Origin of the sequence: Streptomyces sp. NPDC047974, assembly GCF_040653375.1 — a bacterium.
Lineage (GTDB): Bacteria > Actinomycetota > Actinomycetes > Streptomycetales > Streptomycetaceae > Streptomyces.
This window is the reverse complement of the sequence record NZ_JBEZNU010000026.1, coordinates 55,209-67,548: the sequence shown is the minus strand read 5'-3', so window position 1 is coordinate 67,548 and position 12,340 is coordinate 55,209. Positions and strand designations below refer to the sequence as shown.

Sequence of the window (12,340 nt, the reverse complement as noted above, 5' to 3'; positions counted from 1 at the left end):
TCACCCCGCACTGGAGTCAACGTGGCCGTCAACCTGGTCAATGTCGAGAACGTCAGCAAGGTGTACGGCACCCGTGCCCTGCTCGACGGGGTCTCGCTCGGCGTCTCCGAAGGGGACCGGATCGGGGTCGTGGGGCGCAACGGCGACGGCAAGACCACTCTCATCCGGATGCTGGCGCGCCTGGAGGAGGCCGACACCGGCCGCGTCACGCACAGCGGCGGGCTGCGGCTCGGGGTGCTGACCCAGCACGACTCGCTCGACCCGAAGGCCACCATCCGGCACGAGGTCATCGGCGACATGGCCGACCACGAGTGGGCCGGCAGCTCCAAGATCCGGGACGTGCTCACCGGCCTGTTCGGCGGGCTCGGCCTGCCCGGCTTCGAGCACGGCCTCGACACCGTCATCGGCCCGCTCTCCGGCGGCGAGCGCCGCCGCATCGCGCTGGCCAAGCTGCTCATCGAGGAGCAGGACCTGCTCGTCCTCGACGAGCCCACCAACCACCTGGACGTCGAGGGCATCGCCTGGCTCGCCGGCCACCTCCAGACCCGCCGCTCGGCGCTCGTCTGCGTCACCCACGACCGCTGGTTCCTCGACCAGGTCTGCACCCGCATGTGGGACGTGCAGCGCGGTGACGTGTTCGAGTACGAGGGCGGCTACTCCGACTACGTCTTCGCCCGGGCCGAGCGGGAGCGGATCGCCGCCACCGAGGAGGTCAAGCGGCAGAACCTGATGCGCAAGGAGCTGGCCTGGCTGCGCCGCGGCGCCCCGGCCCGCACCTCCAAGCCCCGCTTCCGCATCGAGGCGGCCAACGCGCTCATCGCGGACGTGCCGGAGCCCCGGGACTCCACCGAGCTGATGAAGTTCGCCAACGCCCGGCTCGGCAAGACCGTCTTCGACCTGGAGGACGTGACCGTCACCGCCGGTCCCAAGACCCTCCTCCAGCACCTGTCCTGGCAGCTGGGCCCCGGTGACCGCGTCGGACTCGTCGGCGTCAACGGCGCGGGCAAGACCTCACTCCTGCGGGCACTGGCGGATGCCGCCACCTCCCAGGGCGAGAAGCAGCCGCCGGCCGGCCGGGTCGTCGTCGGCAAGACCGTGCGCCTCGCCTACCTCTCCCAGGACGTCACCGAACTCCCCGGGCAGCTGCGGGTCCTGGAGGCCGTGCAGCAGATCCGCGACCGGGTCGACCTCGGCAAGGGCCGGGAGATGACCGCCGGGCAGCTGTGCGAGCAGTTCGGCTTCGGCAAGGAGAAGCAGTGGACGCCGGTCGGCGACCTGTCCGGCGGCGAGCGCCGCCGGCTCCAGCTGCTCCGCCTGCTGATGGACGAGCCGAACGTCCTCTTCCTCGACGAGCCCACCAACGACCTCGACATCGAGACCCTGACCCAGCTGGAGGACCTCCTCGACGGCTGGCCGGGCTCCATGGTCGTCATCTCCCACGACCGCTTCTTCCTGGAGCGCACCACCGACCGCACCTTCGCCCTGCTCGGCGACCGGGCCCTGCGGATGCTGCCGCGCGGCATCGACGAGTACCTGGAGCGGCGCCGCCGGATGATCGAGGAGGCCGCCCCGGCGCCCGCCGCCGCGGCCGCCCCGCAGCAGAAGGCCGGGGTCTCCGCCGCCGACGCCCGCGCCGCGAAGAAGGAGCTCCAGAAGGTCGAGCGGCAGCTCGACAAGATCTCCGAGCGGGAGACGAAGCTGCACGCGCAGATCGCCGACAACGCGACCGATTTCGAGAAGGTCGCGAAGCTCGACGCCGAGTTGCGAGAACTTTCTGGAGAACGTGAAGAGTTGGAGCTGCGCTGGCTCGAACTGGCCGAGAACGCATAACGAGGGCATCACGGACCGGTCCTCCCTTGGGCACAAGGGATGGACCGGTCGCTTTTGCGCCACCGGGTGAGTGGTAGAAAGAAAACCCGCTCACAGCAAGGGGGAAGCGCTGATGACCCAGCCGCCCAGCAACCAGCCGCCGGGGGGCTTCGGAGCTCCCCAGGATCCGAACCAGGGCGGCATGCCGCCCGTCCCGCCGGCGCAGCCGCCGCAGATGCCGGCCCAGCCGCCGCAGATGCCGCCGGTCCCGCCGCAGGCGCCCGGCCAGCCGCCGCAGGCCCAGCCCGGCTACGGCTACCCGCAGCAGCCGCCGCAGCACCAGCAGCCGGTCCCGCCGCCGTACGGCTACCCGCAGCAGGCCCCGCAGCCGGGGCCGTACGGCCAGCCGCAGCAGCCGGGTCCGTACGGGCAGCCGCAGCAGCCGGGCCCCTACGGCGGCTACCCGGGCCAGACCCAGCCGATGTACCCGGGCGCGCCCGCCCCGGACGGCGGTTCCGGCGGGGGCCCGTTCAAGGGCCGCACCGGCCTCGTCGCGATCGTCGCGGCGGCCGCCGTGCTCGTCGCCGGTGTCACCACCTGGGCCGTCGTCGGCGGCGGTGACGACGAGAAGCCGACCGTCGCGCAGCCGACGGCGAGCGCCTCCAGCGCCACCACCGGCCCGAAGCCGACCGAGTCGGTCGACCCGGGCGACGGCTCCGGCGACGGCGACAAGGGCGGCGAGGACGACCTCAACGCGGCCCGCCAGGAGGGCGAGGCGAAGGTCAACTTCCTCACCACCAACGACGTCGACCTGCCCCGCAACGGCTCCGAGGTCTTCGGCCCCTGGATCGTCGGCGACACCGTCGTCAAGGCGATGTACAAGGGCGTCTCCGGCTACTCCCTGACCGACGGCGCCAAGAAGTGGTCGGTCGACCTGCCGTTCAAGCTGTGCGCGGCCCCGGCCCAGCCCGGCGCCAACGGCATCATGGTCTTCGGGTACGAGGAGAGCGCCAAGGACGGCGCCAAGTGCTCGATGCTCCAGCAGATCGACCTCAAGACCGGCAAGGCGGGCTGGAAGAAGGCCGTCCCGAAGCCGACCGGCCTCTTCGCCTTCTCCGACAACACCCTCGCCATCGGCGGCAACACGGTCACCGCGGCCGGCAGCAGCAGCGCCTACGGCTTCTCCCTCACCGACGGCAAGCAGGTCTTCACCGGCCCCACCGGCGACTGCAAGCCGTACGCCTACGCCGGCGACGCCACCAAGCTGATCGCCGCCAGCCAGTGCCGCACCGCCGACGTGAGCAAGGAACAGCACACGATCAGCGAGGTCGACCCCAACACGGGCAAGGCCAAGTGGACCTACCGGCTCGCCGCCACCTGGGAGGTCGACAAGGTCTACTCGGTGAACCCGCTCGTCGTCTCCGCCTTCCAGCGCGAGCAGAAGAAGTGGTCGATCGTCGCGCTCAAGCCGGACGGCAAGGTGCGCTCCGAGATCCAGGGCGGCAAGGACAAGTACGCCCCGCGCTGCGGCGGCGGCCTGGTCATCTTCGGCCGCAACCTCCAGGGCTGCACCGGCGTCGCCGCCGGCGGCGACACCTTCTACATGGCGACCGACACCGCGTACGGCACCTCCAACGAGGTCGTCGCCTTCGACCTCAACACCGGCAAGCCGAAGTGGCGTTCCAAGGCCCCCGACGAGCAGCAGATGTCCCCGCTGCGCATGGAGGGCGGCGAGGTCCTCGCCTACGTCTCGCCCAAGTACGACAAGGGCGGCGCGGTCGCGACGATCGCCCCGGCCGGCGGCGCGCCGAAGATCCTCCTCAAGCACCCCGTGTCGGTCGCGCAGATCGAGAGCGGCTTCTTCAGCGCGGGCTACGCCTACGGCAACGGCACCTTCGTGATCGCGGCGGGCCGGGTCTCGGCGTCCAGCGACGCCGAGGAGAAGGAGACCAAGACGATGATGGGCTTCAGCAAGTGACCCAGCCGCCCCCGCCCCCGAACCAGCCGCCGAACCAGCCCCCCGGCCCGCCGCCGGGCGGCTTCGGCGCCCAGCAGGACCCGGGCCAGGGACAGGGCCAGGGCGGCTTCGGCGCGCCCACGCCCCCGCCCCCGCCGCAGGGCCAGCCGGGCTACGGCCACCCGCAGCCCCCGCAGGGGCAGCCCGGCTACGGCCACCCGCAGCCCCCGCAGGGCCAGCCCGGCTACGGCTACCCGCAGCAGGCTCCCCAGCAGGCCCCGCAGTACCAGCAGCCGGTTCCGCCGCCGTACGGCTACCCGAACCAGCCGCAGCAGCCGCAGCAGCCGTACGGCTACCCGACCGCGCCGCAGCAGCAGGTCCCGGCCGCCGCTCCGGGCGGCCGCCGGAAGCTGTCCGCGCAGGCGCAGATCATCGTCGCGGCGGCCGTGGCCGTCGCCCTGATCGTCGGCGGCGGCATCTGGTACGCCAACTCCGGCTCGGACCCGTCCCCGGACGCCAAGCCCACCGGCGGCACCAGCCAGTCCCCGAACGGCGGCGGTGACGGCGGCGCCTCCGGCGGCGGCGACGGCCCCGCCGCCAACGGCCTGGGCGGCAAGGGCAAGGAGAAGCCGGGCGGCAAGACCGGCGCCCGCCTCGCCTTCCGGATCGACGTGCCGCAGGTGCCCGACACCACGCCCGTCGACGGCTCCTGGCTCACCGACAAGACCTTCGTGAAGACGGGCGTCAACTCGGTCGTCGGCTACGACATCGACAAGGGCACGGTCTCCTGGACGATCCCGCTGGCCGGCCAGGTCTGCGGCGCGTCCCGGCACAAGACCGAGGACAACAAGGTGCCGGTGCTCTTCGAGGAGAAGAAGCGCGTCGCGCCCCGGTACTACCAGAGCTGCAACCAGGTCGGCATGCTCGACCTGAACACCGGCAAGCTCCTGTGGTCCGCCTCCGTCAGCGGCGGCGGCGACGAGAAGGCCCGCTTCAGCGAGGTGACTCTCGGCGGCGGCACCGTCGCGGCCGGCGGCACCGACGGCGGCGCGGCCTTCGACGCCGCCACCGGCAAGGTGCTCTGGAAGCCGCAGTCCAACGACCAGGGCTGCTACGACATGGGGTACGGCGGCGGCGCCGGCCTCGTCGCGGTCCGCAAGTGCGGCAAGTACGGCGCCCAGACCATCTCCGTCCAGAACCTGGACCCGAAGTCGGGCAAGCCGCTCTCCGAGTTCAAGATGCCGCAGGGCGTGGAGTACACCTCGGTCGTCTCGACCAAGCCGCTGGTGGTCGCGGCCAACGTCGGCGACGCCGCCGACGACGGCAGCAGCATCTCGGACTTCTTCTCCATCGACGAGAAGACCGGCAAGCTGCGGACCAAGATCACGGCCAACCCGGACCGCTACGCGGCCGAGTGCGGCGCCACCTCGGTGGAGGAGTGCTCGCAGGCCCTCGTCGGCGACGACCGGCTCTACCTGCCGACCGAGGAGCACGAGGGCTCCACCGGCGAGTACGGCGACGAGACCAACGAGATCGTCGCCTTCAGCCTCGCCGACGGCAAGATGGCGCCCGAGAAGGCCGACGCGGGCGACGGCTACGTGCTGATGCCGCTGCGCATGGACGGCGGCGACCTCATCGCGTACAAGATGCCCCCGCACGACAAGGGCGGGCAGCTCGTCTCCGTCCACGCGGGCACCATGAAGTCGACGCTGCTCCTGGAGAACCCCTCGGACAAGGCGAACCGGTCCATCGAGTCCAGCTTCTCGATCACCGGCGCCGAACTCCTCTACGGCGACGGCCGGTTCTTCATCTCCGGCACCTACGCCAACAAGCCGAGGGAGTCCGGCTCCGCCCTCGACAAGAAGTACCTCGCGGTCTCGTTCAGCACCAAGGGCTGACGTCCGCGACCGACGCGAAGGGCCTCCCCGGGACACCGGGGAGGCCCTTCGCGCGTCCCGTCCCCCTTTCGGGCGGCGGAGGTTGACGGACCGCGGGGCGGGGGAGCGTGTAGCTTGCCGGGATCAGAAGTGCCGGGGGACGGCAGGCCCGGGGGATGGGGGATGACGGGATGGGCGTTCGGCTCGTGGTCGTGGACGACCACCGCCTGCACGCGGAGGCGCTCGCCTCGGCGCTGAAGCTGCGCGGGCACCGGGTGCTCGCGGCGGCCGCGCCGGGCGCGGGGGCGGCGGAGGTCGTGGTGGGCCGGGCCCCCGAGGTGTGCCTCTTCGGCACCGCGGCACCGGCCGCCGCCGGGGCCTTCGAGCCGGTCGCGCGGATCAAGCGGGAGCGGCCGCAGGTGGCCGTGGTCGTCCTCGGGCCGGTGCCGTCGCCGCGCGGGATCGCCGCCGCCTTCGCGGCCGGGGCGTCCGGGTACGTCCGGCACGACGAGCGGATCGAGGGCGTCGAGCGGGCCCTGCTGAAGGCGCGGGCGGGGGAGGCCGCCGTGGCGCCGCAGCTGCTCGCCGGGGCCTTCGCGGAGCTGCTGAACCCGGCGGCGCAGCCGGACGACGAGGCGCAGCGCCTCCTCGGGCTGCTGACCCACCGCGAAGTGGAGGTCCTGGTGCGGGTGGCCGAGGGGGAGGACACCCGGCTGATCGCGGCGGGGATGGGGATCGCGCCGAGCACGGCGCGGACGCACGTGCAGCGGGTGCTGATGAAGCTGGGCGTCGGGTCGCGCCTGGAGGCGGCGGCGCTGGCGGCGAGGACCGGGCTGCTCGACCGGGCGGTGCCGAGGCAGCGCACGGCGTACTGAGTACGGGGTACCGGGCCACCGCGGAGGGGTCCCGTGGGGCCGCGCCCTTGACCCTGATGTTCGGTTGTGGTTCTTTGTGCGTGGTTCTGTTTGTTCGCGCCCGGAGGGCACCCCGTGAAGAAGACCGTCACCACGCTCGCCGACGGGCGCGAGCTCATCTACTACGACCGTCGCGACGACCTCGTCCGCACCGCCGTCGACCCGCGCCCCCTCACCCCCGTCACCTCCCGCTCGGAGATCCGGTACGACGAGCTGACCGGCGACCACGTCGCCGTCGCCTCCCACCGGCAGACCCGCACCTACCTCCCGCCGGCCGACGCCTGCCCGCTCTGCCCGGCCAGGGACGGCCGCGAGAGCGAGATCCCCGAGGAGGGCTACGAGGTCGCGGTCTTCGAGAACCGCTTCCCGTCCCTCTCCGGCGGCGTCGGCCGCTGCGAGGTCGTCTGCTTCACCGACGACCACACCGCCTCCTTCGCCGACCTCACCGAGGAGCGGGCCCGCCTCGTCCTCGACGCCTGGACCGACCGCACCGCCGCCCTCTCCGCCCTCCCCGGCGTCCAGCAGGTCTACTGCTTCGAGAACCGGGGCCAGGAGATCGGCGTCACCCTGCCCCACGCCCACGGCCAGATCTACGCCTTCCCGTACATCACCCCCCGCACCGCCCTGATGCGCCGCCGCATCGACGAGCACCGCCGGGAGACCGGGCGCAACCTCTTCGACGACCTCGTCGCCCGCGAGCGCGCCGACGCCGAACGGGTGGTCCTGGAGACCGAGCACTGGATCGCCTTCGTCCCGTACGCCGCCAAGTGGCCGTACGAGGTCCACCTCCATCCCCGGCGGCGCGTCCCCGACCTGCTCGGCCTCGACGAGGCCGCCCGTGCGGAGTTCGCACAGGTCCATCTGGAACTCTTGAGGCGCTTCGACCGGATCTTCGGCCCGGCGGAGCCGCCCACGCCCTACATCGCCGCCTGGCACCAGGCGCCCTTCACGGACGAGCGGCGGGAGGACTTCGGGCTGCACCTGGAGCTGTTCACGGTCCGGCGCGCCTCCGGCAAGCTGAAGTTCCTCGCGGGCACCGAGTCCGGCATGGGCGCGTTCATGAACGACATCCGGCCGGAGGACGCGGCCCGGCGCATCCGAGAGGTGGCAAGCGCATGACGACGGCCAAGAAGTACCTGGTCACGGGCGGGGCGGGCTATGTGGGCGGCACGGTCGCCGCCCACCTCCTGGAGCGGGGGGACCGGGTCACCGTCCTCGACGACCTCTCCACCGGCTTCCGGGAGGGCGTCCCGGCCGGCGCCGAGTTCGTCGAGGGCCGCGTCCAGGACGCCGCCCGCTGGCTCGACGGCTCCTACGACGCCGTGCTGCACTTCGCCGCGTACTCGCAGGTCGGCGAGTCCGTCGCCCAGCCGGAGAAGTACTGGGAGAACAACGTCGGCGGCACCATGGCGCTGCTCGCCGCGATGCGCACGGCCGGCGTCCGCCGGCTGGTCTTCTCCTCCACCGCCGCCACCTACGGCGAGCCCGAGGCCGTCCCGATCACCGAGGCCGCGGCCACCGCCCCCACCAGCCCGTACGGGGCGAGCAAGCTGGCCGTCGACCACATGATCACCGGCGAGTGCGCCGCCCACGGCCTCGCCGCCGCCTCGCTGCGCTACTTCAACGTCGCCGGGGCGTACGGGGGGCTCGGCGAACGCCACGACCCCGAGTCGCACCTCATCCCGCTGGTCCTCCAGGTCGCCCTCGGCCGCCGCGAGGCCATCTCCGTCTACGGCGACGACTACCCGACCCCCGACGGCACCTGCGTCCGCGACTACATCCACGTCGCCGACCTCGCCGAGGCCCACCTCCTCGCCCTCGACGCCATGACCCGGGGCACCGTGCCGGCCGGCGAGCACCTGGTCTGCAACCTCGGCAACGGCAACGGCTTCTCCGTCCGCGAGGTGATCGAGACCGTCCGCGAGGTCACCGGCCACCCGGTCCCGGAGATCGCCGCCGGGCGCCGCCCCGGCGACCCGGCCGTCCTCGTCGCCTCCGCCGACGCCGCCCGCGAGCGGCTCGGCTGGATCCCGTCCCGCCCCGGCCTGGCGGACGTCGTCGCCGACGCCTGGGCCTTCGCCCGGCACCGACAGGAGGAGGGCGCATGAGCGTCGCCGCCGGCTTCGAGGCGCTGTACGGCGCCGCGCCCGACGGGGTCTGGGCCGCCCCCGGGCGGGTCAACCTCATCGGGGAGTACACCGACTTCAACGACGGCTTCGTGCTGCCGCTCGCCCTGCCGCACACCACCGTCGCCGCCGTCTCCCGCCGCGACGACGGCGTCCTGCGGCTGCACTCCGGAGATGTCGACGGCGGGATCGTCCAACTCGACGTGACGGACCTGGAACCCCTCTCCGGCGGCGGCTGGGCCGCCTACCCGGCCGGGGTCGTCTGGGCGCTGCGGGAGGCCGGGCACCCGGTGGCCGGCGCCGACGTGCACCTCTCCTCCACCGTGCCGACCGGCGCCGGGCTCTCCTCCTCGGCGGCCCTGGAGGTCGTCACCGCCCTCGCCCTGAACGACCTCTTCGGCCTCGGGCTCACCCGGCCCGAGCTGGCCCGGATCGCCCAGCGCGCCGAGAACGCCTTCGTCGGCGTGCCCTGCGGCGTCATGGACCAGATGGCCTCCGCCTGCGCGGAGGAGGGCCACGCCCTCCACCTCGACACCCGGGACCTGTCCTACCGCCAGGTGCCCTTCGACCTCGCCGCCGAGGGGCTCGCGCTCCTCGTCGTCGACACCCGGGTGAAGCACGCCCTCGGGGACGGCGCGTACGCGGAGCGGCGCGCCGGTTGTGAAGCGGGCGCGCGGGCGCTCGGGGTGCGTGCCCTGCGCGAGGTGGACGCCGCGCATCTGTCCGCCGCGCTCGACCGTCTGAGCGACGGGACGATTCAGCGGTACGTCCGGCACGTGGTGTCGGACAACGACCGGGTGGTCCGGGTGATCGCCCTGCTCGACGCCGGCGCGACCCGGGCGGTCGGCCCGCTCCTCACCGAGGGCCACGCCTCGCTCCGGGACGACCTGCGGGTCTCCTGCGCGGAGCTGGACCTGGTGGTCGAGGCGGCGAACGCGGCCGGGGCGCTCGGCGCCCGGATGACCGGCGGCGGCTTCGGCGGCTCGGCGGTGGTCCTGGTCGAGGCGGACCGGGCGGAGGACGTCGCGGCGGCGGTCCGGAAGGCCTTCGCGGGCGCCGGGTACGCGGAGCCGGGGATCTTCCCGGCCGTCCCCTCGGCGGGCGCCCGCCGTCTCTGAGGAGCCCCGGACGGCCACACGGACGGTCGACTTCGGACACTTCCGCCCATCGGCCCCCACGGCGGTGCCCCGCCCCTACTCTGTGGGGCAGCACCGGTGGGGGCCGGTGCCGTTCAGGGGAGCGAGACCGCCGGGTACGGCGCCGGGAGCGGGGTAGCAGTCTGGTCACGGCGGCGGCCGTGTGCCCGACGGACCCGCCCTCCGGCGCCGTACCGCGTCGGTCTCTCCTCGACACTTGGGGGTGTCCGTGGCACGAATCCGGGTCCTGGTGGTGGACGACCACCGCGTCTTCGCCGAGTCGCTGGCGGCCGCGCTCGCGGCCGAGCCCGACGTCGACGTCGCCGCCGCGGGCACCGGTCCCGCCGCCATGCGCTGTCTGGACCGGGGCGTCGCGGAGGGGCGCCGGTTCGACGTGCTGCTCGTCGACGCCGACCTGGGCGTGCTGCCCGCGGCCGTGCCGCCCCCTCCCGAGGGCGAGCCCGTCGTGGACGGGATCTCGCTGGTCGCGGGGGTGCGCAAGGCCCAGCCCGCGGTGCGTACGGTCGTGCTCGCCGAGAAGGACGACGCCCGCCGTGCCGCGCTCGCGCTCCAGGCGGGGGCCTCCGGCTGGGTGGCGAAGGACTCCTCGCTCCAGCGGCTGCTCGCCGTGGTGCGGGGGGTGCTGCGGGACGAGACGCATCTGCCGCCGGCGCTGCTGACCGGGGTGCTGCGGGAGCTGACGGCGGCCCGGCGGCACCGGACGGAGAGCGAGCGGCTCGTGGAGTCGCTGACCCCGCGCGAGCGGGAGGTGCTGCGCTGCATGGTGGCGGGCCTGGGCCGCAAGGCGGTGGCGGAGCGGCTCTTCCTCTCCCCGCACACGGTCCGCACGCACATGCAGAACGTGCTGGGGAAGCTGGGCGTCCACTCCACGCTCGCGGCGGTGGCCCTGGCCCGGCGGGCGGGCGTGGGCCCGGCGCCGCTGCCGGCGCTAGCCGGGGACGTTGTCGAACGGGGCGGTCAGCCGGCGTAGCAGGGCGGCCAGTTCGGCGCGCTGGGGGCGGGAGAGCTGGGCGAGGATGGCCCGCTCCTGGGCGAGCAGCCCGGCGAGCGCCTCGTCGGCGCGGTCGCGTCCCTCGGGGGTGAGGCGGACCAGGACCCCGCGCCGGTCGCTGGGGTCGGGGAGCCGCTCGACCAGGCCCTTCTTGGTGAGCCGGTCGATGCGGTTGGTCATGGTGCCCGAGGTCACCAGGGTCTGGGTGAGGAGCTGGCCGGGGGAGAGCTGGTAGGGGGCTCCGGCGCGGCGCAGCGAGGTGAGGACGTCGAACTCCCAGGGCTCCAGCTGGTGCTCGGAGAAGGCGAGCCGGCGGGCGCGGTCGAGGTGCCGGGCCAGCCGGGAGACGCGGCTGAGGACCTCCAACGGCTCCACGTCGAGGTCCGGGCGCTCACGGCGCCATGCAGCGACCAGCCGGTCGACCTCGTCCTCCATGTGATCAGTGTAGTGGGTCTGTTGACATAAAGTCTCTTGGGGTCAAGTTTCTCTATTTCATGAATCTTGATGTCGAGATATATTTGGCCGAAAGGTGGGGAAGGGACCGGGCCGGAACCGGTTCCGTTTCACCGCCACATCCCTGCAAGGGGGCTTCGAACATGCATTCCGTGCCGTCCGCGCCAGCCCAGGGTTCCGCCGTCGCACCGGTCTGGGACCCGCACCAGTACCTCCGCCACTCCACCCACCGCACCCGCCCCTTCCTCGACCTCCTCAACCGAATACCGCGCCTCCCCGACCATGGCCGCCCCGCCCGCATCGCCGACCTCGGCTGCGGACCCGGAAACGTCACCGCCCTCCTCGCCGACCGCTGGCCCGACGCCCGGATCACCGGCTTCGACCTCTCGCCCGAGATGCTCGAACAGGCCGAGAAGGACTGGTCGGGCACGACCGCCGGGGGCGGCTGGCTCGACTTCCGCCCCGCCGACGCCGCCCACTGGACCCCCACCGAGCCCTACGACCTGATCGTCTCCAACGCCGCCCTCCAGTGGGTCCCCAACCACCCCGAGTCCTTCGCCGCCTGGATCGACGGCCTGCGCCCCGGCGGCGTCCTCGCCTTCCAGGTCCCCGGCAACTTCACCTCCCCCAGCCACGCCCTCCTCGGCGAACTCTGCGCCCGCCCCGAATGGCGCGAGCGCCTCTCCGACCAGGGCCGCCGCTTCGTCCACATCCTCGAAGCCCCGGACTACCTCACCCGTCTCACCGCCCTCGGCTGCGAGACCGACGTCTGGGAGACCGTCTACTGCCAGCTCCTCCAGGGCGAGGACCCCGTCCTCGACTGGGTCAAGGGCACCGCCCTGCGCCCGGTCCTCACCACCCTCGGCGACGACCGTGAGGCCGTCGACGCCTTCCTCGCCCAGTACCGCGACCTCCTCCGCGAGGCCTACCCCCCGGGCCGGGACGGCACGGTCTTCCCCTTCCGCCGCGTCTTCGCCGTCGCCCGCAAACCCGCCTGAGACGCGGCCCGGGAACGCGACCGCCCCCGCACCGGAGGGAACCGGTGCGGGGGCGGCC

The 12,340-nt window shown here is 73.3% G+C and carries 10 protein-coding genes; 9 read left to right on the top strand and 1 reads right to left on the bottom strand.

Features of this window, described 5'->3' with window-relative positions:
• Positions 1–21 precede the first annotated feature (21 nt).
• The 8 genes from AB0E19_RS29820 (at position 22) to AB0E19_RS29785 (ending at position 10,810) form a co-directional block, all read left to right on the top strand.
• Positions 22–1,830, top strand: a complete 1,809-nt coding sequence (locus AB0E19_RS29820; RefSeq protein ID WP_362185296.1) for an ABC-F family ATP-binding cassette domain-containing protein — start codon at positions 22–24, stop codon at positions 1,828–1,830.
• A 112-nt stretch (positions 1,831–1,942) separates the two neighbouring features.
• On the top strand, positions 1,943–3,787 hold the full coding sequence (locus AB0E19_RS29815) for a PQQ-binding-like beta-propeller repeat protein (protein ID WP_362185295.1): 1,845 nt from the start codon (positions 1,943–1,945) through the stop codon (positions 3,785–3,787).
• Positions 3,784–5,664 carry a PQQ-binding-like beta-propeller repeat protein gene (locus AB0E19_RS29810; RefSeq protein WP_362185294.1) on the top strand — a complete coding sequence of 627 codons (1,881 nt, stop codon included), beginning with the start codon at positions 3,784–3,786 and terminating at the stop codon, positions 5,662–5,664. The genes AB0E19_RS29815 and AB0E19_RS29810 overlap by 4 nt, the downstream gene beginning before the upstream one ends.
• Before the next feature lie 170 nt (positions 5,665–5,834).
• Positions 5,835–6,518 (top strand): response regulator transcription factor, encoded by a 684-nt coding sequence (locus AB0E19_RS29805; RefSeq protein WP_362185293.1) that lies wholly within the window; start codon positions 5,835–5,837, stop codon positions 6,516–6,518.
• Between the two features lie 114 nt (positions 6,519–6,632).
• Positions 6,633–7,676: a galactose-1-phosphate uridylyltransferase gene (gene galT, locus AB0E19_RS29800; RefSeq protein ID WP_362185292.1), complete on the top strand. Its 1,044-nt coding sequence runs from the start codon at positions 6,633–6,635 to the stop codon at positions 7,674–7,676.
• Positions 7,673–8,665, top strand: coding sequence for a UDP-glucose 4-epimerase GalE (galE, locus tag AB0E19_RS29795; protein ID WP_362185291.1), 993 nt, complete (start codon positions 7,673–7,675; stop codon positions 8,663–8,665). Before galT ends, galE begins: the two co-directional genes overlap by 4 nt.
• Positions 8,662–9,801 (top strand): galactokinase, encoded by a 1,140-nt coding sequence (galK, locus tag AB0E19_RS29790; protein WP_362185290.1) that lies wholly within the window; start codon positions 8,662–8,664, stop codon positions 9,799–9,801. Before galE ends, galK begins: the two co-directional genes overlap by 4 nt.
• A gap of 247 nt (positions 9,802–10,048) precedes the next feature.
• A complete protein-coding gene (locus tag AB0E19_RS29785) occupies positions 10,049–10,810 on the top strand; it encodes a response regulator transcription factor (RefSeq protein WP_362185289.1) in 762 nt (253 codons plus the stop codon).
• Here AB0E19_RS29785 and AB0E19_RS29780 read toward each other — a convergent pair.
• Positions 10,769–11,266 (bottom strand): MarR family transcriptional regulator, encoded by a 498-nt coding sequence (locus AB0E19_RS29780; RefSeq protein WP_030494707.1) that lies wholly within the window; start codon positions 11,264–11,266, stop codon positions 10,769–10,771. The genes AB0E19_RS29785 and AB0E19_RS29780 overlap by 42 nt on opposite strands.
• 161 nt (positions 11,267–11,427) lie before the next feature.
• Between AB0E19_RS29780 and AB0E19_RS29775 the strand changes: the two genes are divergently transcribed.
• Positions 11,428–12,282 (top strand): trans-aconitate 2-methyltransferase, encoded by an 855-nt coding sequence (locus AB0E19_RS29775; protein ID WP_362185288.1) that lies wholly within the window; start codon positions 11,428–11,430, stop codon positions 12,280–12,282.
• The last annotated feature ends 58 nt before the right edge of the window (positions 12,283–12,340 follow it).

Excerpts from the sequence above, each read along its gene's own strand:
- AB0E19_RS29805 (WP_362185293.1), top strand. The coding sequence starts at position 5,835 with ATGGGCGTTCGGCTCGTGGTCGTGGACGACCACCGCCTGCACGCGGAG.
- AB0E19_RS29775 (WP_362185288.1), top strand. The coding sequence starts at position 11,428 with ATGCATTCCGTGCCGTCCGCGCCAGCCCAGGGTTCCGCCGTCGCACCG.
- AB0E19_RS29780 (WP_030494707.1), bottom strand. The coding sequence starts at position 11,266 with ATGGAGGACGAGGTCGACCGGCTGGTCGCTGCATGGCGCCGTGAGCGC.
- galK (WP_362185290.1), top strand. The coding sequence starts at position 8,662 with ATGAGCGTCGCCGCCGGCTTCGAGGCGCTGTACGGCGCCGCGCCCGAC.
- galE (WP_362185291.1), top strand. The coding sequence starts at position 7,673 with ATGACGACGGCCAAGAAGTACCTGGTCACGGGCGGGGCGGGCTATGTG.
- AB0E19_RS29815 (WP_362185295.1), top strand. The coding sequence starts at position 1,943 with ATGACCCAGCCGCCCAGCAACCAGCCGCCGGGGGGCTTCGGAGCTCCC.